20 protein-coding genes are annotated in these 21,140 nt (G+C 69.6%); 11 read left to right on the top strand and 9 right to left on the bottom strand.

Annotation, left to right across the window (positions count from 1 at the left end; translation table 11 throughout):
* The first annotated feature begins 41 nt into the window (after nucleotides 1-41).
* Nucleotides 42-620, top strand: coding sequence for a hypothetical protein (locus tag ACQPYK_RS13870; protein WP_433255003.1), 579 nt, complete (start codon nucleotides 42-44; stop codon nucleotides 618-620).
* 94 nt (nucleotides 621-714) lie between these two features.
* On the opposite strand, the gene ACQPYK_RS13865 is transcribed toward ACQPYK_RS13870, so the two are convergent.
* Nucleotides 715-1,656 carry a LysR family transcriptional regulator gene (locus tag ACQPYK_RS13865; protein ID WP_433255001.1) on the bottom strand — a complete coding sequence of 314 codons (942 nt, stop codon included), beginning with the start codon at nucleotides 1,654-1,656 and terminating at the stop codon, nucleotides 715-717.
* Nucleotides 1,657-1,759: 103 nt separating this feature from the next.
* Here ACQPYK_RS13865 and ACQPYK_RS13860 point away from each other — a divergent pair, with 103 nt between their 5' ends.
* From ACQPYK_RS13860 to ACQPYK_RS13850, 3 genes are read left to right on the top strand one after another with little or no spacing between them, the layout of a single operon-like run.
* On the top strand, nucleotides 1,760-2,029 hold the full coding sequence (locus ACQPYK_RS13860) for a CBU_0592 family membrane protein (RefSeq protein WP_433254998.1): 270 nt from the start codon (nucleotides 1,760-1,762) through the stop codon (nucleotides 2,027-2,029).
* Entirely contained in the window at nucleotides 2,026-2,685 is a 660-nt protein-coding gene (locus tag ACQPYK_RS13855) for a cyclase family protein (protein ID WP_433254995.1), read from the top strand. The genes ACQPYK_RS13860 and ACQPYK_RS13855 overlap by 4 nt, the downstream gene beginning before the upstream one ends.
* Nucleotides 2,686-2,716: 31 nt before the next feature.
* The gene (locus tag ACQPYK_RS13850) at nucleotides 2,717-3,109 is read left to right on the top strand and encodes a hypothetical protein (RefSeq protein WP_433254993.1); all 393 of its coding nucleotides are present in this window, start codon (nucleotides 2,717-2,719) and stop codon (nucleotides 3,107-3,109) included.
* A gap of 270 nt (nucleotides 3,110-3,379) precedes the next feature.
* Here the strand turns inward: ACQPYK_RS13850 and ACQPYK_RS13845 are convergent, their stop codons facing one another.
* Nucleotides 3,380-3,562, bottom strand: a complete 183-nt coding sequence (locus tag ACQPYK_RS13845) for a hypothetical protein (RefSeq protein ID WP_352072892.1) — start codon at nucleotides 3,560-3,562, stop codon at nucleotides 3,380-3,382.
* Nucleotides 3,563-3,607: 45 nt separating this feature from the next.
* Between ACQPYK_RS13845 and map the strand changes: the two genes are divergently transcribed.
* On the top strand, nucleotides 3,608-4,456 hold the full coding sequence (gene map, locus ACQPYK_RS13840) for a type I methionyl aminopeptidase (RefSeq protein ID WP_433254990.1): 849 nt from the start codon (nucleotides 3,608-3,610) through the stop codon (nucleotides 4,454-4,456).
* A 229-nt stretch (nucleotides 4,457-4,685) separates the two neighbouring features.
* Here map and ACQPYK_RS13835 read toward each other — a convergent pair whose 3' ends face one another.
* The 5 genes from ACQPYK_RS13835 to ACQPYK_RS13815 form a co-directional block, all read right to left on the bottom strand.
* On the bottom strand, nucleotides 4,686-5,078 hold the full coding sequence (locus ACQPYK_RS13835; RefSeq protein WP_433254987.1) for a sensor histidine kinase: 393 nt from the start codon (nucleotides 5,076-5,078) through the stop codon (nucleotides 4,686-4,688).
* 206 nt (nucleotides 5,079-5,284) lie between these two features.
* Nucleotides 5,285-7,321: a cytochrome c oxidase assembly protein gene (locus ACQPYK_RS13830; protein ID WP_433254984.1), complete on the bottom strand. Its 2,037-nt coding sequence runs from the start codon at nucleotides 7,319-7,321 to the stop codon at nucleotides 5,285-5,287.
* Nucleotides 7,318-7,953: a copper resistance CopC family protein gene (locus ACQPYK_RS13825; RefSeq protein WP_433254982.1), complete on the bottom strand. Its 636-nt coding sequence runs from the start codon at nucleotides 7,951-7,953 to the stop codon at nucleotides 7,318-7,320. The genes ACQPYK_RS13830 and ACQPYK_RS13825 overlap by 4 nt, the downstream gene beginning before the upstream one ends.
* Nucleotides 7,954-8,018: 65 nt before the next feature.
* A complete protein-coding gene (locus ACQPYK_RS13820) occupies nucleotides 8,019-9,311 on the bottom strand; it encodes a helix-turn-helix domain-containing protein (protein WP_433254979.1) in 1,293 nt (430 codons plus the stop codon).
* 1,279 nt (nucleotides 9,312-10,590) lie between these two features.
* Nucleotides 10,591-12,096: a PucR family transcriptional regulator gene (locus tag ACQPYK_RS13815; protein ID WP_433254976.1), complete on the bottom strand. Its 1,506-nt coding sequence runs from the start codon at nucleotides 12,094-12,096 to the stop codon at nucleotides 10,591-10,593.
* Between the two features lie 95 nt (nucleotides 12,097-12,191).
* Between ACQPYK_RS13815 and ACQPYK_RS13810 the strand changes: the two genes are divergently transcribed.
* Nucleotides 12,192-14,432, top strand: coding sequence for a xanthine dehydrogenase family protein molybdopterin-binding subunit (locus tag ACQPYK_RS13810; protein WP_433254974.1), 2,241 nt, complete (start codon nucleotides 12,192-12,194; stop codon nucleotides 14,430-14,432).
* A gap of 32 nt (nucleotides 14,433-14,464) precedes the next feature.
* Entirely contained in the window at nucleotides 14,465-15,841 is a 1,377-nt protein-coding gene (locus ACQPYK_RS13805; protein WP_433254971.1) for an NCS2 family permease, read from the top strand.
* Here the strand turns inward: ACQPYK_RS13805 and ACQPYK_RS13800 are convergent.
* Nucleotides 15,838-16,764: a SecDF P1 head subdomain-containing protein gene (locus tag ACQPYK_RS13800; RefSeq protein WP_433254968.1), complete on the bottom strand. Its 927-nt coding sequence runs from the start codon at nucleotides 16,762-16,764 to the stop codon at nucleotides 15,838-15,840. The two genes, ACQPYK_RS13805 and ACQPYK_RS13800, sit on opposite strands and share 4 nt — an antisense overlap.
* 604 nt (nucleotides 16,765-17,368) lie before the next feature.
* On the opposite strand from ACQPYK_RS13800, the gene ald reads away from it, so the two are divergent.
* On the top strand, nucleotides 17,369-18,484 hold the full coding sequence (gene ald / locus ACQPYK_RS13795; RefSeq protein WP_433254965.1) for an alanine dehydrogenase: 1,116 nt from the start codon (nucleotides 17,369-17,371) through the stop codon (nucleotides 18,482-18,484).
* 152 nt (nucleotides 18,485-18,636) lie between these two features.
* Complete coding sequence (locus tag ACQPYK_RS13790; protein ID WP_433254962.1) at nucleotides 18,637-19,227, top strand: S26 family signal peptidase; 591 nt, start codon at nucleotides 18,637-18,639, stop codon at nucleotides 19,225-19,227.
* A 50-nt stretch (nucleotides 19,228-19,277) separates the two neighbouring features.
* Here ACQPYK_RS13790 and ACQPYK_RS13785 read toward each other — a convergent pair whose 3' ends face one another.
* Nucleotides 19,278-19,901: a DUF3105 domain-containing protein gene (locus ACQPYK_RS13785; protein ID WP_433254959.1), complete on the bottom strand. Its 624-nt coding sequence runs from the start codon at nucleotides 19,899-19,901 to the stop codon at nucleotides 19,278-19,280.
* Between the two features lie 122 nt (nucleotides 19,902-20,023).
* Between ACQPYK_RS13785 and ACQPYK_RS13780 the strand changes: the two genes are divergently transcribed.
* Nucleotides 20,024-20,674, top strand: a complete 651-nt coding sequence (locus tag ACQPYK_RS13780; protein WP_433254957.1) for a DUF305 domain-containing protein — start codon at nucleotides 20,024-20,026, stop codon at nucleotides 20,672-20,674.
* Between the two features lie 77 nt (nucleotides 20,675-20,751).
* Nucleotides 20,752-21,051, top strand: a complete 300-nt coding sequence (locus tag ACQPYK_RS13775; RefSeq protein WP_306857431.1) for a DUF3467 domain-containing protein — start codon at nucleotides 20,752-20,754, stop codon at nucleotides 21,049-21,051.
* Nucleotides 21,052-21,140 lie beyond the last annotated feature (89 nt).

Below are 21,140 nucleotides of genomic sequence, written 5' to 3'. Positions count from 1 at the left end.
TTAGCGCGACCAAGCGGAGGTGACTAAGGCAGCATGGACGCATGGACGCTCGGTCGGTGGCACTCCTGCGCGAGATCCTCGGCTCCACCGGCTGGGTGGAGCGCACCCGCGAACTCGGTCTCGCGCTGCGCGCGACGCGGTCCCCCGGGGGCCTGCTGGTGGTCGGCACGCCCGAGGACGAACCCTGGCACCTGACCGCGCACCTCGGCGACGAGGCCCGGCTCGCCGGGCTGCCCCAGCTCGACCCCACCCTGGTCCGATGGAGGCCCGATCCGGGCGCACCCGCGCATCTGCGGGTCGGGCTGGAGCGGATCGAGCGGGCCCGGCGGGGCGAGACGCTGTTCGTGGTGACCGAGGAACAGGCCCCCGAGGCACTGCTGGAACGGGTGAGCGACGCCCGGCGCACCGGAGCCACGATCCTGGCCCTGGACGGCGGCGACCCCGACCTGGAGGGGCTGGCCCACGACGCGCTGGCGATCCCCGGCCAGGCCCCGATCACCTTCGACGGGGCCCAGCACCTGGTCAGCATGGCGGCGGGCGAAGGGGGGCGACGTACCGGCCTGCGCGACCGGCTGGCCAGGCTGCTGGAGCGCGTCAGCGGCCCCCAGGTCGCCGACTGACCGGACCCGGCGGCGACCGATGGAAACCCACAGGTCGCCGACCGGCAGGACCGACGGTCACCGGCTGGACGAACCGGCGGCCACCGATCACCGCTCAGAGGGCCTCATAACGCTCCCCCAGCCGCGCGGCGAGCCCCCCGGCGGCCTCCTGGAGCGCGGCGATGACCACGGCCTGCACGGGGCCGGGCTCTCCCGAGCGGGTACGGCTGACACGGGTGACAGTGTCCAGGCGACGGGCGCCCACGCCGGTGATGTCGGTCACCACGACCTCACCCGCCGGGACCTCCAGCAGGGCCAGTGACGGCACGATCGCCACCCCGTGCCCCGCCGCCACCAGAGCCAGGGCGGGCGGAAACTCCTCGATCACATGGGCCCGGTCCGGGGTGAACCCGTGCAGGGCGGCCAGCCGTTCCAGCGCGTGCCCGCTCGCCTGGTCGGGCGGGCCCGCCACCCAGGGAACGCCGCCCAGCTCCGCGGCCTCGCGCGGGATCCGGGCCCAGCTCGGCGGCGCCACGATGCGGTACTCGTCCACGTGGAGGGGATGGGAGACGATCGAGGCCCGCACCGGGACGGGCTCGTCGGCGTCCTGCTCGGTGATGGCCAGATCGATGCCGCCGAGGCGGAGCTCCTGCAGCGCGGGCGGCCCGTACAGCTCGTGGATGCGGGGCCTCACCTGCGGGTGGCGCTCGGCCAGGGTGGCCAGCGCGGGCACCAGCAGGTGCCTGATGACCGTGGGGAAGGCCGCGATCGACACCGGCCCGGCCAGCAGCTCGGCGAACCGGGTCAGCTCCCGCTTCGCCTCGGTCAGCTCCTCCTCGATCCGTTCGGCGTATCCGGCCAGGACCCGTCCGGCCGGGGTGAGCGCCACCCGGCGCTGCGACCGGTCGACGAGCGCGAGCCCGACCTCCCTCTCCAGCAGGGCGAGCTGCTGGGAGACCGCGGAGGCGGTCAGGTGCAGCGCCTCGGCCGCGCGCATCACGCCGCCTCGGCGCGCGACCTCGTGGAGCACGCGCAACCGCCGGGGATCGATGTCCATACAGCTGAGCTTACGTGGATGTTTAGGAGACTTTATTTGCCCTTCAGGGACGAGAGCCGGAATCATGAAGGCATGCCCACCTCGTCCGCCGGCGCGTGATCCGGTGTCCCTCCTGATCAACACGCTCGGCTGGCTCGGCGCCGGTCTCATGCTGTACGGCTACGCCACGGTCTCCGCCTCCCGGATGGCCGGGGACGGCATGCCGTACCAGACGATCAACCTCGTCGGGGCGATCGCCCTGATGATCAATTCGGCCTACCACTCCGCCTGGCCCTCGGCGATCCTCAACGTCGTCTGGGGCGTGATCGGCCTGATGGCCGCCGCAAGGATGTTCATGGCCCGAACCAGGAAGAAGACGGTGAGAGTCCCGTGACCCGGCTGGTCGAACTGAGCCACCGCATCACCGAAGGCATGCGCACCTATCCGGGGGTTCCCGGGCCACGGCTCGGCGTGCATCTGAGCCGGGAGGCCTCCCGCGAGGTCTACGCGCCCGGAACCGAGTTCCACATCGGCAGCATCGAGCTGGTCGCCAACACCGGCACCTACCTGGACACCCCCTATCACCGCTACCCGGACGGCCCGGACCTGTCCGGGGTGCCGCTGGAAGCGATCGCCGACCTGCCCGGACTGGTCGTGCGCGCCGAGGGCCTGCGCTCGGCGGGCCCGGATCTGTTCGCCGGACGCGACGTGCGGGGAAAGGCCATGCTCGTCCACACCGGCTGGGACCGGCATTTCGGCACCGAGGAGTATTTCCACGGCCACCCCTACCTCGAACCCGCCGCCGCCGAGTGGCTCGTGGCCGAGGGCGCGGCGCTCGTCGGGATCGACACGCTCAACATCGACGACACCCCGCCGCGCGGCGAGCGTCCCGCGCACACCCTCCTGCTCGGCGCGGGCATCCCGATCGTGGAGCACATGACCGGGCTGGCCGCGCTCCCCGACACCGGGTTCCGCTTCCACGCCGCCCCGCCGATGGTGGCGGGCATGGGCACCTTCCCGGTCCGCGCCTACGCGGTCGTGGACGGCTGACCGCACCGGGCCGGGTCTTCCACGGCCTCCCATGTCGGCGGCGGGCGGCGTGGCCACCGCCCGGATCCGGGTCTCCACGGTCGAATACACCCTGGCCGACGGGTCGAACGCCGCGACCGCCTGGGACCAGACGTGCTGCGCGCTCTGTTCTCCATGGCGCAACTCGACGCCGACGCCGTCGGCGGCTCCGTCCGCCGGGCTGCAGGACGGTCACACCCAGGGCATGAACGATCTGGCTCAGCGCCTCCACGACCAAGGCGCGCTCCGCGACGAGGTCACCGTCGACCAGGCCGGTCACTTGCTATGGCTCCACACCAGCTTCGACGCCTTCGACCTGCTGTTCACCGGACGATCATTGTCCACCGACACCGTCGCCACCCTGCTGGCCGACGCCGCCGAGCACGCCCTGTGCCGCCCCGCGTGACCGTGAACCGAGGACGGATCGGACGGCGACGACCACTGTTGCGTGGTCGTGTGGGCTAGCGTCACCCGGTCCGGTCGAAGTGCTCAAGCGCAGGCCTGGCCACGAGGGAAGCGAACGGACACCGCCGAGCGGTGCCTCAACAAGCTGAAGGGCCACCGCGCGGTGGCCCTTCGCACCGACAAGCGCGAGCGGATCTACCAGGACACCGTGGACGTCGCCTCGGTCAGGATCTGGCTCCGCGACCCGGTTCAACGATCCACGGGACACGCCCTAATCGTCCCCGTTCCAGGTCTTGTCCTCCTCCTTCCACGCCTCGTTGCGTTCGGCCGCGGTCTTCAGGGCGTTGGCCGCGGCCTCTCGCGTCTCGTAGGGCCCCAGCCGGTCCTTGTTCGGACATCCCTCGTCGGGCTCGACCGCCATGTGCTTCAAGCAGAACCACCACTGATCACTCATGACGGCAATACTGCCCACTGGGAAGCACAACTAGACTGGGGGACCATGACGACACTGCTCCAGCCCGGGCGGATCTCGCCCATCCGCAAGGTTCCCGCCGGCATCGAGCGGCCGGAGTATGTCGGGAAGAAATCCCCGAAGACCGGCGAGGCCGACATCAAGTCGCCCGAGATCATCGAGCGGATGCGGATCGCCGGCAAGCTGGCCGGTCAGGCGCTCGAAGAAGTCGGCAGGCACGTGGCGCCCGGCGTCACCACCGACGAGCTCGACCGCATCGGCCACGAGTTCCTCTGCGACCACGGGGCCTACCCCAGCACGCTCGGCTACCGGGGCTACCCCAAGTCGCTGTGCACCTCGATCAACGAGGTGATCTGCCACGGCATCCCGGACGACACGGTGCTGCGCGACGGCGACATCATCAACGTCGACATCACCGCCTTCATCGGCGGCGTGCACGGCGACACCGACGCCACCTTCCTGGTCGGCGACGTGGACGAGGAGTCGCGCCTGCTGGTCGAGCGCACCCGCGAGGCCACCAACCGGGCCATCAAGGCCGTCGTCCCCGGCCGCCAGCTCAACGTGGTCGGCCGCGTCATCGAGGCCTACGCCAAGCGGTTCGGCTACGGCGTGGTCCGCGACTTCACCGGCCACGGCATCGGCACCACGTTCCACTCCGGCCTCATCGTCCCGCACTACGACGACCCGTCGCTGGCGGTCACGCTGGAGCCCGGCATGACGTTCACCATCGAGCCCATGCTGACCCTCGGCACCATCGACTACGACATCTGGCCCGACGGCTGGACCGCCGTGACCAAGGACCGCAAGCGGACCGCCCAGTTCGAGCACACCATCCTGGTCACCGACACCGGCAACGAGGTCCTGACGCTGCCCTAGCGTCCCCGTTGCCGCCGATCCACACAATGACCCTGATTTTGTCGCAATAACGCCTTGCGCCGGATATGCCCGCTGACCTGCCACTTCGATGACCGATGATCGCAGGGCGGCTCGGCTTCTGCCGGTTCTGCCGGCCGAGGACGACCCGCCCATCCGCCGGTTCCGGGGCATGGCGTTGGCCCCTGGTGGCCCCGGGCCCGGGGCCACCGGGAACAGCGTCGGGAACGGACTAGATCCGGGGTGCCGCCGCGGTGACCGTGGTGCCCGATCCCTCGACGCCGTTGACGGTGAGCGAGCCCCCGAGGTCGGTGAAATGGCTCCGCATCGCGGTGACGCCCCGACCGGCGGCCGGACCGGCGAAACCGACGCCGTCGTCGCTGACCGTCATGCGCAACCCGCTGCCGCCCATGGTCACCGCGACGGAGACGACATTGGCCCGGCTGTGCCGCTCGACGTTGGCGAGCGCCTCACCCAGCGTGGCCAGAACGGCCCTGGCCAACTGGGGAGGAACGTCTTCCCCGGGCAGCGCCCAGATCTCGATGACGATCCCGGTGCGCTCGGCCCACTCGGCGAGATGCTCCTCGATGGCCTGGGCGAGACTGCGGCTCCGCCTTCCATGCATGCGCACTTCCTCGGACACTGCTCAACCTTCCTGATGCACATGGCGGCCACCGGCCCCGGGCCGGCCCGTGACCAGCCCGTGTGACCGGGTGTGACGCGCGCTGACCAGGCGCTGCACTGCTCACGGTGGTGCCCGAATCCCCCGCCTTCAAGGCTACCGGAGGCCCTCGAAAGGGGAGATAAAGATAGAGATGCGTAGCCTGATGGCTACTCTGCGCGATCGCGCTTGCTGAGCTTGGCCAGATAGTCGTTGTAGGCGTCGAGCTGCGCGTCACCGCTGCCGCCGGTGCGGGCCGCGGCGGCGTCGGCCCGGCGATCGGCACGGCGGGCCTTGCGGTCGTCGTCCTGCCACCACTGGAAGGCCAGCGCGATGAGCACGATCAGCGTCGGGATCTCACCGAAGCCCCAGGCGATGGCGCCACCGGTCTGCTGGTCGGCGACCCCGGAGGCTCCCCAGGTGCGGCCCAGCTGGTCATACCACTCGCTGGCGAGCACGGTGCTCATGCTCATCAACGCGATGCCGAAGAACGCGTGGAAGGGCATCGTGACGAACAGGAGCATCAGCCTGGCGTAGTGGGGCAGCTTGTAGGGCGCCGGGTCGACGCCGATGATCACCCAGAAGAACAGGGAGCCGCTGAGCAGGAAGTGCACCGTCATGGCGATGTGGCCGAGGTGCTCTTCCATCGCGGCGGCGAAGAGCGGGGTGAAGTACAGCGCGTAGGTGGAGACCACGAAGATCGCGGTGGCGATCGCGGGATGGGCGACGAAGCGGACGAACCTGCTGTGCAGGATCGTGGTCAGCCATTCGCGCGGGCCCCGGTCTCCCCGGCGGGCGGCGGGCTTGAGCGCGCGCAGTGCCAGCGTGACGGGAGCACCGAGCACCAGGAAGATCGGCACCAGCATGGACAGCGTCATGTGCTCGGCCATGTGCACGCTGAACAGCACCTTGGCATAGCGCGCGACGCCGCTCTGGGTGGCGACGGTCAGGATCAGCAGGCCGGTGAACCAGGCGGCGGTGCGCCCCTTCGACCAGGAGTCGCCGCGCCGTGCGAGCCGTACGACTCCGCTGAGGTAGAGGCCGCCGAGCAGGGCGATCAGCGTGCCGGAGAAGAGGTCGAACCACCACAGCGAAGCCAGGTTGGCCGGTGAGATCTCCGGCGGAACGGGATAGCCCAGCGCCTCGAAGGCCCGGTCGAGCGGGAGGACCGCCGGAGGTGGTGCGGTGCGGGCGAGCCCGACGGCCAGCCCGACGGTCACGAGCATGATGAGGATCTCGACGGAGGCGAACCGGACGAAGACCCCCGGCCCGCCGGAGGCGAGCTCGGGCAGGGTCCGCCTGCGGTGCCACCAGCCGAAGGCACCGAGCACCGTGAACGCGGCGATCTTGGCCAGCAGCAGCAGGCCGTAGGCCGAGGTGAACAGTTCGGCGACCGAGGTGAGGCGGGCCAGCACGCTGAACAGCCCTGACAGGCCCACGGCGATGAAGCACCACAGCGCCATCGAGGAGAACCGGGTGGCGACGATCTCCAGGTGTGACTGCCTGCGCAGCGCGTGGACGCAGAGCACGGCCAGGCCGCCCACCCACAGCGCGAGGACCAGCAGGTGCACCGCGACGCCGGTGGTGGCCAGGTCGTGGTTGGGCGAGGAGGCGACGTGCCCGGTCAGCGCGGGCGGCAGGAGGGTGGCCAGGGCGAGCACGAGCAGGCCGCCGGCCGCGCCGACGGTGATCGCCCCACGGGCGAACAACGCGATCGCGACTCCGAACAGCACGACCAGGGTGAGCGCGATGCCCTGCGACACCTGGCTGGCGTAGCTGGTGAGCTCGTTGCCGGCGAGCACCTCGAGGACGGGCAGGCCGAGCGCGTCGGACAGGCTGAACACCAGCGTCGCGCCCGCCGCGCCCGCCCACAGGAGCGCGAGCCACGACGCGGCCTTGACGTAGGTGAGAGCGGGCTTGCCGAGCAGGCCCTTGTCGTTGGGAAGCAGAGCCGTGGCGGCCAGCAGCACGCCCACGGTGAGCACGCCCGCCACGTCCATCGTCAGCTTGCCCAGCGGCAGCCCCCAGCGGGTGAGCACGCCCTCGTCGGGCAGGCCGGGGATGATGCGCGGGGTCGCGGTGCCCCCGGCGACCATGGCGATCACCAGGCCGGCCACCGCGGCGGCCGTACCGGCGAGCACGAGTTTCACCGTCCGGCCGGCTCCGGTCCGCTCGGCCTGGGCAACGGCCTGCTCCTGCCGGCTCATGGCTGCTTCTTGTTGCGCATGCTGAAGAACAGGCCGATGCCGACGCCGGTCACACCGCCCACGATGAGCCACATCCAGCCGGGCACGCCGCCGGAGGATCCGGACTCGTCCTGCGCCTGCGCTGCCGGGGCGGGGCTGAGCGCGCCGGTGGCCGGGGCGAACGTGGCCGCGGTCGCGCCTTCGGCGGGCGCCGGGGATCCGGTACCGTCCTCCGACGGCGACGCGGACGCGGAAGCGTCCCCGGACGGCGACGGGGAAGGTGTCTCGGACCCGACGAGGGTGAAGGGAATCTCGCCCTCGATGGGGTGCCCGTCGGTGGAGACCACCCGATAGGCGATGACGTATGCGCCGGGCGGGAGGTCGCCCTTGAGCTTCTGGGTGACCACCGCGCCGTCGACGACGGGCTTGCCGTCCTGCCGGGGGACGTTGTCCGCGGTGTGCACGACGACGTTCGGGAAGCGCACCGTGGCGCTGAACGTCAGCTTCACCTGCTTGAGGCTCTCGACCTTGGCGCCCTTGGCAGGATTGCTGCTCTTGAGCGTGTCATGGGCGAGGGCGGGAGAGGCGAAGGCCGTGCCGAGGACGAGAGTGGCGAGAAGCGCGAGAACGACCGCGACTGGGGAAGTCTTCATGGCAATCCCAAGGCTACCGACGCCGTCACGCGGTCCCGACCTCCCCGTCCCGATCTTCTGTGGATCTACAATCCCACGCAGGCCAGCGCCCGATGGTAGGCGTCCACGCTCCGGGCCGACTCATCGATGTGCTCCAGCACCTGCGCCGCGGTCAGCCACAGGTGGGCGGTCTGCCGGGTGGCGGGCTCCTGCTCCAACCAGCCGTCGGCGATGGCCAGCTCGCGCACGGCCTCCTCGGAACGGCCGAGCGCGGCCATCACCTCTCCGGCCAGAAGGTGTGCTCTGACCTGCAACGTCCTGGGCATGTCGTCGATCAGGTCCAGAACCGTCTGAATGTGCACCCTCGCACGCTCGGGGTGTCCGAGCAGCAGCTCGCAATGCACCAGTTGCTGCGCGCACCGCATCTTGCCCATCGCGCTGGCCCCGCTCTCCTGGAGCTCCGTCTCCACGCGCACGAGCATGTCGCGCCATGTCATGACACCCGTCGGCCGTGCGAGCATCATGATCTGCGCGTAGTCGACACGGAGTCTGGCCAGCTCGCGGAGTTCACCGTTCTCGGAGTAGATGGCGAGGGTCTTGTCGGCGAGTGCGACCGCCTCGTCGGACCGCCCGGTCTCGACGGCGACGATCGCCGCAGCCCAGTGGGCGAGAACGAAGGCGCGGGGAGTCGCCACCAGCTCGGCGGCCGCGAGCAGCTCGATGCCGAACTGGTGCGCCCTCAGCAGGTCGCCGCGCTCGGCGTAGGCGGCGAGCAGGGCCGTGCCGAGTTCGATCAGTCCTTCCGTCCAGACGGGCCGGACGGCTCCGCCCAGGATCTGCTCGGCGACCTGCACGGCTTCCGTCAGATCGCCCCGCTCGCGGTAGCACCTCGACAACGCGACGGCGACGCTGACGTGCCGATCGGGTGCCATCTCGGTCGCGCTACCCTGCCTCAGCCCGCTCAGCAGGTCGATCGCCCCGTCCAGGTCGCCGCAGGCGTGGGTGGCCAGCGCGAGGCCGTACTCGGCGTCCTGGCGTAGCTGAGGCAGGCCGGCCAGGCCGCCGTCGGTGACAAGCTCGGCGTAGCGCGTCCGCGCCTCGGCGACCTCGCCGTTGTCCATCGCCAGCCTGGCGTAGCGCAGCGCGAGCTCGATCTCCTCCATCTGCTCGGCCGTCACCCCGTTGACCAGGTAGGTGAGCGAGCAGTCGAGTTTGGCCGCGAGCAGCTCAAGGACGGCAGGCGTCGGAGTGCGCTTTCCGCTCTCGATGAGTGATACGTAGCTGTCTGACAACTCAGGGTGGGCCAGCTGTGCCTGGGAGAGGCCGCGCTGACGTCGGACAGTTTTGATCCGCTGCCCCACGAGGTCTTGACCGGTCACGATACCCCTTGAAAGATAGCCTTGAGCAGCAGAAACCTACGACAGGAGTCTCCCCGTGCGTCGACGACTTGCCTTGTCTGCCCTCGCCGTGATGTTTACGGCCACGTTTGCCGTCGCAGGCAATGCTACGGCCGCTAACGCCGATTCGTCTGCCCCTCAGCCCTCCCTAGTTCAGGCCACCACCATGTGGGAGTGGCCGGGCTGATCGGCCGGAGGTCACCCATACGTGTAGCGGGAGAACAGACCGTGGCCGGAAACCGCCACCGGCTCCCCCCGGTGTGCGCGTCAGCCGACCTTTTTAATTTTTGACGAGAACCGTCCGGCGTGCTTCTCACCTCTCACGGCTCAGAAGCACGTCGGCGATTCTCTGGCAGGCCTCGATCCCGGACATGGGAGCGGCCCGCCGGGGAGCAGATTCACCGGCCACCACGCCATCGGCATGGCGTGAGAAAATCACATTTCAACGCCGATCACAAGAGGAAAATGACGGTCGGTTAGCCTACTTACCAGATGAAGGTAACGGTCAGGCGGCCAAGTCACCGGCAAGGCCCGCTTCCAGGACTCATCCGAGAGCCTCAGCACGATACTGGGCGATTCGCACTAAACACCCAAGAGTGCCGTGAAAGTGGAGTAAAAGACTCTCCCGAACCGGCTAAGAAGCAGAAGTTCCCCCTTCCCCCTGACCACCCGTTCCGTCGCGCTCGCGCCACTCGGAGCAGGGGGCCACACCCCGTGATGCCATCAGGTCGCGTGAAGCGTGAAGCTTCGCACCGACTTCACACCCTGGGCCTCGGATGGGAACACCGCCCTCACATCGGCCGGCCACTCCAAAGCTCCGGCGCACCTGGCGAATCCAACTTTCCAGCAATCCTAACGATAGGACATTATGTCGGAGATGACTGGATACATTCCCAATACATTACAAACAGACTTATCTGCAAGATAAACCATCCGCGCCAATGGATGCCTACGGTTAACCTCACAAGTCTTATTTGGCACCACCCAGGACGGACTGGGGTAGATGACATTTTGAGCCCATCGCACGACATTTCTCCTACTCGGCAGCTTGATCATCCGTACTGCCGATGACAGCACCATCCGCATCCGGCGCCTCAAACATCGCCGGCTCCCGACGGCGCTTCTCCTCAGGGCCAACACCCCACACCCATCGAGCATCTGGTGGAATCACTGCGGGACGACGCCCCTCCGCCCTCCGCGGAGCGGAGGGCGGAGGCTCTCCTGGCCGCTCAGGGTGGACCGGGCACGGCTCCGGGCGAGGTCATGATGCTCTGAGGGCCAGGAACAGGTCGACCCGGTCCGCCATCGAGGACAGGTCCCGCCCGGTGAGCTCCTCCACCCGGTGGATGCGGTAGCGGACCGTGTTGACGTGGACGTGCAGCCGTTCGGCGCAGGCGTTCCACGAACCCACGCAGTCGAGGAACGTGCCGAGCGTCCGTACCAGGTCCGAATGATGGCGGCGGTCGTAGTCGAACAGCGGGTCCAGCAGCCTCGCCGCGAACGACCGCCGCACGTCGTCGGGAACGGTGGCCAGCAGCAGCGCGTGCGTGTAGATCTCGTCGCTGGTCACCACCGCGCCGCCGCGCGCCTCCGCCAGCCGCCGCGCGTGTCCCGCCTCCTCGGCACCGCCCCGGATCGCCGACGGGCCGGACAGTGCGGCGCTCACCCCGATCGACACCCGGATTCCGGGCAGTCCCGCCTCCAGCGCCCGCGTGCCCGCCCGTAGCGTCTCGGCCAGTTCGCCGGCCGTGCCGGCCAGCGGCACCAACGCCACCGCCCCGTCCGCTCCCGCCGCGGCCACCACCCGGGGACGCAGCAGCTCCTCCAGGACCTGGCCGCCGAGTTTCGCCGGGTCCGGCCCCTGGTTCACCCCCGGCCGGACGACGGTCGCGTTCACCACGGAGTACGGCTCGGCCGGGCCGATCCCGCAGGTCCGCAGTCCGGCGTTGAGCTCGGCGGGGTCGCTCCCCGCGGAGCAGGCCAGGGCGATCAGCTGCTCGGCGAGACGGCGTTCGACCCTCCTGCCCTCCTCCGCCCTGGTCCGCTCCAGCGCGACGCAGGCCGCCAGCTCGAAGCCGAGGTCCGCCTCGTTAAGCAGGTCGCCGCCGCAGACCAGCGCCCAGCCGGCGGCGCGGTGCTCGCGACCGACGCCGAAGAGGGTGAAGGTCCCCGCCGGGGTGCGGACCGCGTGCGGCAGCCGGGACGCGCTCAGATATTCGTGCGCCAGCCGTACGGCGTCCGCCTGGTCCAGGACGCCGGCGATCACCGCGCCGGTGGCCGAGACCACCGCGCCCGTCATCGCGAGTTCCTCGTCCATCAGCGCGCACAGCTCCGTCAGGCCGGCGCCCTCGGCGACCGCCGTGACGATCCTGCGGTGGCGGCCGAGGGCGTCGCGCAGCTCGACGTGCCGGGGCGCGGCCATCTCCGCGACCGTGCGGAAGGAGATCTCGACGGGCACTCCCAGCAGCGGCAGACCATACGTGCGGCAGGCCTCGACGAGGTCGTCGGGCACCGTGCCGAGCCAGGCGCTGCCGGCGCCGAGCGCGGCCACTCCGGCCTCGGCCAGGCGGCCGACGAACCGCTCGGAGTCGTCCGGTCCGGTACGCCACATGAGCCCGGACAGCACCAGTTCCCCGCCCGACAGATAGCGGCCGGGGTCGGGCAGGTCGGTGATCTGCACACCGGTGAAGTCACGGTCCAGATGCTCCTCACCCGCGAGGAGGGTGAGCTTGAGCTCCTCTATCCCGACCAGGTCACGTATCCGCATAGTTGGATAAAACTACAAGAGCCGCCGACGGCCCCGTCCCGCGTTTCGTCGTGTCCGCCATGTTCACCTCTGACCTGGGCTGATGTACTGCAAGAGTGAGCGGCATCGAGACTCGGCAGAGCCCGCGCGAGAGCCGGCGCGAGGGCCTGGGCCAGGGCGTCGGCGAGAGCGCGCCGCGCCCCGACGGCACGCTGAAGGTGACGGGCGAGTTCGCCTACTCCTCCGACCTGTATCTCGCGGACATGATCTGGGGGGTGACCCTGCGCAGCCCGCATCCGTCGGCCTGGATCCGCTCCGTCGACATCGGCCCCGCGCTGGCCATGCCCGGCGTGCTGGCGGTGCTCACCCATGAGGACGTGCCGGGCGAGAAGTTCTACGGTCTGGAGCACCGGGACCAGCCGGTGCTGGCCATCGACCAGGTGCGCTATCAGGGAGAGCCGGTCGCGCTGGTGGCCGCCGACCATCCCGAGCGGGCCAGGCGGGCGGCCGCGGCGATCGTCGTGGACTACGAGGTCCGTGAGGCGGTCACCGACCCGCGCCGGGCCGCCTTCGACCCCTCGTGCCCGGTGATCCACGACCGGGGCAACGTGCTGCGCCACCAGCCGGTCCGGGTCGGCTCCGACTTCGAGGCCCCCGTGGTGGTCACCGGGGAGTACGAGGTGGGCATGCAGGACCAGGCCTTCCTGGGCCCGGAGTCCGGCCTGGCCGTACCCGCCGAGGACGGCGGGGTGGACCTGTTCGTCGCCACCCAGTGGCTGCACGTGGACCGCGACCAGATCGCACCCTGCCTCGGGCTCCCCGCCGAGCGGGTACGGCTGTCGCTGGCCGGGGTGGGCGGCGCGTTCGGCGCCCGTGAGGACCTGTCCATGCAGGTGCACGCGTGCATGCTGGCGCTGCGCACCGGCCGCCCGGTGAAGATCGTCTACAGCCGCGAGGAGTCGTTCTTCGGCCACGTGCACCGGCATCCGGCCCGGATGCGCTACGAACACGGCGCGACCTCCGACGGCAGGCTGCTCTACGTCCGGGCGGAGATCCTGCTCGACGGCGGCGCCTACTGCTCCTCCTCCCCCGCCGTGGTCGGCAACGCCGCCTCGCTCGGGGTGGGTCCCTACGAGGTGGACAACATCCACATCGACGCCTACGGCGTCTACACCAACAACCCGCCCTGCGGGGCCATGCGGGGCTTCGGCGCCGTGCAGGCCTGCTACGCCTACGAGTCGCAGATGGACAGGCTGGCCGAGGCGTGCGGTCTCTCCCCGGTCGAGATCCGCGTCCGCAACGCGGTCTCCCAGGGGTCCACGCTGGCCACCGGGCAGGTGATCGACAGCCCCGCGCCGCTGGCCGACATGCTCCGCGAGCTCGCGGCGATGCCGCTGCCCGCGGCCGGTGGCACGGACCTGCTGGACATGCCCGGCGGCGTGTCGCAGACCACCCACGGCGAGGGAGTGCGGCGGGGCGTCGGGTACGGCGTGGGCATCAAGAACATCTGCTTCTCCGAGGGCTTCGACGACTACTCCACGGCCCGGGTCCGGGTCGAGCTGCTCGGCGGCGAGCCGCACGTTCTGGTGCACACCGCCGCGGCGGAGGTCGGCCAGGGACTGGTGACGATCCAGGAACAGATCGCCCGCACCGAGCTCGGCATCGACAGGGTGACGGTCGCCCAGGCCGACACGACGGTGGGCTCGGCAGGCTCCTCCTCGGCCTCCCGCCAGTCGTATGTCACCGGCGGCGCGGTCAAGACCGCCTGCGAGGCCGTGCGAGAACGGCTGGACAAGCTGCGGGCCGACGGGTCGTCGCTGGTGGAGGCGCTGGAGCGGGCCGTGGTGGTCGAGGAGACCCGGGAGTACCGGCACCGGCGGACGTTCCCGATGGATCCGGTCACCGGGCAGGGAGACTCCCACACCCAGCTCGCGCTGTGCGTGCACCGCGCCGTGGTCGACGTGGACGTGGAGCTCGGTCTGATCAAGGTGGTGGAACTGGCCGCCGTGCAGGACGTGGGGAAGGTCATGAACCTGCTCGCGCTGGAGGGGCAGATCCACGGGGGCTCCGCACAGGGGCTGGGGCTGGCGCTGATGGAGGAGATCCAGGTCGTGGACGGGCAGGTGCTCAACCCCTCCTTCACCGACTATCTGATCCCCACAATCCTCGACATGCCGCCCATGCGGGTGTCGATCCTGGAGAACCCCGATCCGCACGCTCCCTACGGCCTGCGCGGCGCGGGCGAGCCTCCCACCCTGTCGTCCACTCCGGCCGTGGCCGCCGCCGTACGGGCCGCCACCGGCCTGCCCCTGCCCCGCGTGCCCATTCGTCCCCATGACATCGCGTTGAAGGGGTAGGAACCGGTCATCCCCCGCGCGAGGGGGGAGTTATGGATCGGTTCTTCGAGCTGTCGGCACGCGGGTCGAGCGTCGGCCAGGAGGTCAGGGGTGGCCTGACCACGTTCATGGCCATGGCCTACATCATCCTGCTGAATCCGATCATTCTGGGCGGGGCCGTCGACGTCACCGGAGCGAAGCTGTCGATCTCCCAGCTCACCACGTCGACCATCATCGCCGCGGCGGTGAGCACGATCCTGATGGGCCTGGTGGGCAACGCTCCGTTCGGCGTCGCGGCGGGACTGGGGCTGAACGCGGTGGTCGCCTACCAGGCGGCGCCGCACATGACCTGGGCGCAGGCGATGGGTCTGGTCGTGCTGGAAGGGCTGCTGATCGTGCTGCTGGCGGTCTCCGGCCTGCGCCGGCTCATCATGAACTCCATCCCGCTGGCCCTGAAGCACGCGATCAGCGTGGGAATCGGGATGTTCATCACGCTGATCGGACTGGTGGACGCCGGGTTCGTCGCGAAGGGAACGGGGACGCCGGTGCAGCTCGGCAGCACCGGGCACCTGACGGGCTGGCCGGTGACGGTGTTCTGCTTCGGCCTGCTGCTGGTGATCGTGCTCTTCGTGCGCAAGGCCCGGGGGGCCATCCTGATCGGCATCGTGGTGACCGCCGTGCTGGCGATCGTGGTCAACTCGGTCGCGAAGATCGACCCGGCGAGCTGGGGCGTCGTGGTGCCCCGGGTGCCGGAGACGGTGGTGTCGCTGCCGGACGCCGGGTTGATCGGCCAGGTGGACCTGTTCGGCGGCTTCGCCCGCGCCGGGGCGGTGACCGCGACGGTCGTGCTGTTCACCCTGGTGCTGTCCGGGTTCTTCGACGCGATGGGCACGATCATCGGGGTGAGCGACGAGGCGGGCCTGGTGGACTCCGAGGGCCGGGTCCCCCGGCTGGGGGCCATCCTCACCGTCGACGGGGTGGCCGGGGCGATCGGCGGATTCTCCAGCGCCTCGGCCAACACGGTCTTCGTGGAGTCGGCCGCCGGTGTCGGCGAGGGCGCCAGGACCGGTCTCTCCGCGCTGGTCACCGGTGGCATGTTCGCCCTGACCCTGTTCATCACCCCGCTGGCCACGGTCGTCCCGGCCGCCGCGGCGGCCCCCGCGCTGGTGCTGGTGGGCGCGCTGATGATGACCCAGGCCAGGAACGTGCCCTGGGACGACCTGACCCTGGCCATCCCGGCCTTCCTGACGATCGCCCTGATGCCGTTCACCTACAGCATCACCAACGGCGTCGGCGCGGGCGTGGTGAGCTACACGGTCATCCAGGCGGCGACCGGCCGTATCCGGGAGATCCCGTGGCTGCTGTGGGTGGTCACGCTGGTCTTCGCGGTGTACTTCGCGATCGAGGCCGTCCAGAGGTTGTTCGTCTAGGTCAGATCACCGGAGTCGCAGGCGATCCCGTTGTTGTTCTTGTCCACATACCATCCGTACTCCTCCGGGCGGCTGTCGCGGAAGTAGGGCCCGTAGCCCTCCCTACGGGCGGTCTTGCAGTCGGGGTATCTGGTGTCGAGGCCGTCGCGGTTCGCGGTCTGCGCCGCGGGCGCGGTGGCCGAGGCCTTGGTGGAAGCGGTGGCGGGGGCCGTCGCACCGGAGGCGCCTCCGGTCGGCCCGGTTCCGGTCGGCCCGGTTCCGGTCGGCCCGGTTCCGGTCGGCCCGGTTCCGGTCGGCGCCGTCCCGTCGGGAGCGGTCCCGTCGGACGTGGTTCCGTTGGACGTGGTTCCGTTGGACGCGGTCCCGGTCGGCGCGGTCGCGGAGGGGACGACGGCCGAGGACGTGGGAGCCTGAGCCGGTTGCGACTGGCTCGGGGACGGCGTGGCGCCCCCCGCGGTGCCACGCAGCCGGGCGACCATGGCGTCCGCCTGCTCCTTGGTGAAAGAGCCCGCGATGCTGAGGCTGTCCTCGGTGATCACTTGGGCGACGCGAGGGGCCGCCACCACCTTCTCCCCCACGACGATCGCGATCTGCTGCTTGACCGCCTCCTGGGTCAGGTCGTTGATCCGCTCGCGGAACGCGGGCGCGAGGGCGATCCTGACCGAGTAGGCGCCGTTGCTGTCCTGAACCGTTTCGATCTTCCGCACGGCGGTCACGCTGACTCCCCCGGCGAGCGTGTAACAGGTCTGTCCGGTGTCGTCGGGCATGCCGTCGGAGGTCGTGCAGGCCCCGGGCTGCGAGCCGGTCACCGGCGCGAAGTGGATGGGGACCGGCAGACGCTGGGGGGGCGCCGCGCCGAGCGGCATGTCGGGGTTCCTCGTCATCAGCACCGCGAGGGTGCCGAGCACGCCGGTGGTCACCACGACGAGGACCAGCGCGACGATCAGGACGACGGTGGTGACCCGGCTCGCCCGAGGATCACCCGGTACGCTCCCGCCGGGACCGGCCCCCCGTTCCCGTGGGTCGCGCGGCCCCGGGGGGGACCCGGGCGGGGTGTGCCGCTGGGGGCCGGGCGGTCCTGACGGGACACCGCCTGACGGGACACCGCCTGAGGGGACACCGTGGGGTCCGGACGGGCCCGGGACGGTGTGGAGTTCGGTCGAGGATCCGGGCGGCTCCGGCGGCGCCCCGGGCGGCACCGGAGCCGTGGGGGGCTCGGTCGAGGATCCGGACGCCTCCGGACGACGCGCGTGACGTCCGGATGGAGGTCCCTGCGGCACGGGCGGCTCACCCGGACCGGCGTGCATCTCCATCGTCATATCCCTGTATTCCTCGCATCTGCTCGCGGCGAGCCTACCGATCAGCGAGGGAAGCGGGTAACCGGGAAGGCGGGCCGTTCCCGAAAAAAGATGATCACAGAATTTGACAACCTGTCATCATCGACAACTGATTCCTTCCATCTTGCACATGGTGGTCCTCTTCGGGGGAACGCAGAGTGGAGACACAGGCGCGAATACTGGAGGAGCCGTGAAAATCGCAGTTCCCCGCGAGGTCAAGAACCACGAATACCGCGTGGCCCTCACTCCCGCCGGGGCTCATGAATTCATCCGGCACGGTCATCATGTCTTCATCGAAAAAGACGCCGGTGCCGGATCCTCGATCACCGACTCCGATTTCCGGAGCGTGGGCGCGACCATCCTGGACTCGGCGGACGAGGTGTGGGCCGCCGGTGACCTGGTCCTGAAGGTGAAGGAACCGGTCGCCGAGGAGTACCACCGGATGCGCAAGGGGCAGGTGCTGTTCACCTATCTGCACCTGGCCGCGTCCGAGGCGTGCACCAGGGCCATGCTCGAATCCGGTGTGACCGGCATCGCCTACGAGACCGTGCAGAACCCCAACGGCTCCCTGCCGTTGCTGGCCCCGATGTCGGAGGTGGCCGGACGGCTCGCCCCGCAGGTGGGCGCCTATCACCTGATGCGCCCGGAAGGCGGGCGAGGGGTGCTCATGGGCGGTGTGTCGGGTGTGCACGCGGCCAACGTGGTCGTCATCGGCGCCGGCGTGTCCGGCATGAACGCCGCGGTCATCGCGCTCGGCATGCAGGCCGAGGTGGTGCTGCTGGACAAGAACATCGACCGGCTCCGCCAGGCCGACATCATCTACCAGGGACACTGCCAGACGGTCGCATCGAACAGCTACGAGGTCGAGCGCGCGGTCCTGGCGGCCGACCTGGTCATCGGCGCGGTGCTGGTGCCCGGCGCGAAGGCGCCCAAACTGGTCAGCAACGAGCTGGTGTCACGGATGAGGCCGGGTTCCGTCCTGGTCGACATCTCCATCGACCAGGGCGGCTGTTTCGAGGACTCCCGGCCCACCACGCACGCCGAGCCGATCTATCAGGTGCACGATTCGATCTTCTACTGCGTGGCCAACATGCCGGGCGCGGTCCCGCACACCTCGACCTACGCGCTGACCAACGTGACGCTGCCCTACGCCCTGTCCATCGCCGACCGGGGCTGGCGTGAGGCGCTGCGGAACGACCCCACGCTGGCCCTCGGCCTCAACACCCACGAGGGGCACCTGACCAACCTGCCCGTCGCCGAGGCTCACGGACTGGAGGCGGTTTCCCTGGAGCGGGTGCTGGCATAATCCGAACATTCGCCCCTACCCGGCACGCAGAGAGCCGAATCCATGAAATAGCTCACACACTCCAAGATCTTGATCGGACGGTTTTCAGACGCAGAGAATACAGTCTGCTGACCTCCCATCGCCTGAACACGATTCGCGACGCGGACCAGATCGTGATAATCGCCGATGGAGAAGTCCCCGAATGCGGGAACCATGACCAGCTGATCACCGCGAACGGTACCTCCGCCCGGCTCATCGCCTTACAGGCCCGCGGCTACGCGGAGACCGATACCCCAGCGATCTGGCTGCCGGTGACCGTGGCGGTGGCGGCCACACTCGCGGGACTGCTGGAGTGGCTGCGCCGACGACATCTCGTGGTCACCGTACGCGGCCCCAGCATGGTTCCCACCTATCGGAACGGGGATCGGGTGCTGGTGCGACGACGCTCGGGCGGCCGATTGCGGACCGACCAGGTGGCCGTGGTCGATTTGCCCGAGCGGATGCGGCCATGCCCGGACGGGACCAGCCCGGAGAACATCCTGCGCAATCGGCGGGTCATCAAACGCGTCGCCGCGGCCCCCGGCGACCCGGTGCCCTTTCCCATCGAAGGAAATGGACCGGTGGCGCCTCCCGGTTGCCTGGTGCTCCTCGGGGACAACCCCGACGGCAGCGGGGACTCCCGGCAGTACGGGTACGTCCCCGCCGATGCCGTGGTGGGCGTGGTGCTTCGCGTCCTGCGTGAGCGGGTGCCAGGAGGTCCTTGAAGCAGGGCGGCGCCGATCGCTCGCAGGCGCCGCCCCTTCCGTCTCCCGGGTCAGCTCAGGGGTTCGCCCTTGCCGCCGGAGCACGCCGCGCCGAGTTCGGGGGTGCCGGGACCGTTCTTGAACTTGGCGATGAACTTCGCCAACCGAGGGTCTCCCGCGTCCGTGATACCCGAGAGCTGGTTACCCCAGGAGCTGGCGACGATCGGCGAGGGAATCCCCGGGTAGGGGCTGAGGAGCATGTAGTCCCGCTGCTTGCGGACGAGCGATCGAAGCTCCTCCACCTGCGCCTTGGGCAGGTCAGGGCGATAGGTGATCCACACGGCGCCGTGTTCCAGCGAGTGGACCGCGTTCTCGTTGCCGATCGGCTTGTCGTAAATCCCGCAGTTCTGCCATTCCGGCGGCGGAGCGTGCGGCCCCCCAACCGGCGGGGTCTCCTTGTAGGTGACCGGACCGGAGGTGTGCTCGCTTCCGACGTACTTGAAGGACTTCACCGCGTCCAGTGAGCTGGCCGAGCGCTCGTTGACGATGTAGAAACCCACCACTCCGACAAGCAGCAGGATGACGGCGCCTCCGACGCCCCACATCAGGAACGCGGTCCGGCGCTCCTTGCGAGTCTGCTGCGCGCGCATCTGGGCGAGATGATCTCGCCGCGCCTGCGCCTTTTCCTTCGTCATCGCCCCTCCAGCCGCCACCCAACTTCGGGTCAGACTATGCCCTATGGATGCGTGTGAAGAATAAACGAATCGCAATGGTCGATAGGGCGAGGTTTCCTGACAGTGGGTACTCTTGGCAGGCGATGGAGACATTTCCCCGTGACAACCCGAACCCCAGGCGCCGGGTGGCGCTCGGTCTGCTACTCGGCTGCCTGACTGTGGCGGTCGTCCTGCTGGTGATGTTCGGCAGGACCGCGACTCCGACCGACGCCTCCGCAGAGGCGGGATTCGCCCGCGACATGGCCGTCCACCACGCCCAGGCCGTCGAGATGTCCTTCATCGCCAGGGACGGAAGCAAGGACGAGGCGCTCCGGGGGCTGGCCTACGACATCATCGTCGCACAGACCGCCCAGCGTGGCATGTTCGGCGGCTGGCTGCAGCAGTGGGGGCTCAACCAGTCCAGCGAACGGCCGGCGATGGCGTGGATGGCCGGTCACGGTCACGGCTCGACACCCCAGACCTCCACGACGATGCCCGGCATGGCCAGCGAGGAGGAGCTCAAGAGGCTCCGTGAGGCCACCGGCCAACAGCAGGAGATCCTCTTCCTGCAGCTCATGATCCGTCACCACGAGGGCGGCGTGCAGATGAGCCAGGCCCTGTTGAAACTGTCCGACCGCGACGAGGTGGCCACGATGGCAAAGCACATCGTCGAGGGTCAGACAGGTGAGATCAATCTGATGACCGACATGCTGAGGCAGCGCGGCGCCCAACCGCTGCCTTCCATCCTTAAATAGCGTCGGCGCGTCCTTGCACGGCCGGTTCCCGGCCAGGGCAGCATGGAGCCAGCCTGGCCGGAGGAGACGAGAACATCATGGTGAACGACGAGCCGGAGAACCGCCTGGAGGTGAGCATCTCCGCCGAGGTCGAGGCGGGCCAGTACGCCAACTTCGCCTCCGTGTGGCACACGCAGGACGGCTTCGTCCTGGACTTCGCGGTGATCACCAGACCACCCCAGCTCGCCAACGACCCCTCCTCGGGGCAGCATTTCGTCAGCGTGCCGACCCGGATCGTCAGCCGGATCCGCATCCCTCCGAGCCAGGTGTTCGAGCTGATGAAGGCCCTGGAACAACAGCTCACCGCCTACGAGAACGAGACGGGCCACAAGAACTGATCCAGCGGGACAGCGGGAACACCGCCGGGACACCGCCGTTCCCGGCGCCGTGGGCTCCCGCGGACCACGCGGGTGTCTTCAGGGCAGGC

The sequence above is a fragment of the Streptosporangium sp. CA-135522 genome, assembly GCF_050949235.1.
Classification (GTDB): domain Bacteria; phylum Actinomycetota; class Actinomycetes; order Streptosporangiales; family Streptosporangiaceae; genus Streptosporangium.
This window is presented reverse-complemented; position numbering and strand designations above follow the sequence as displayed.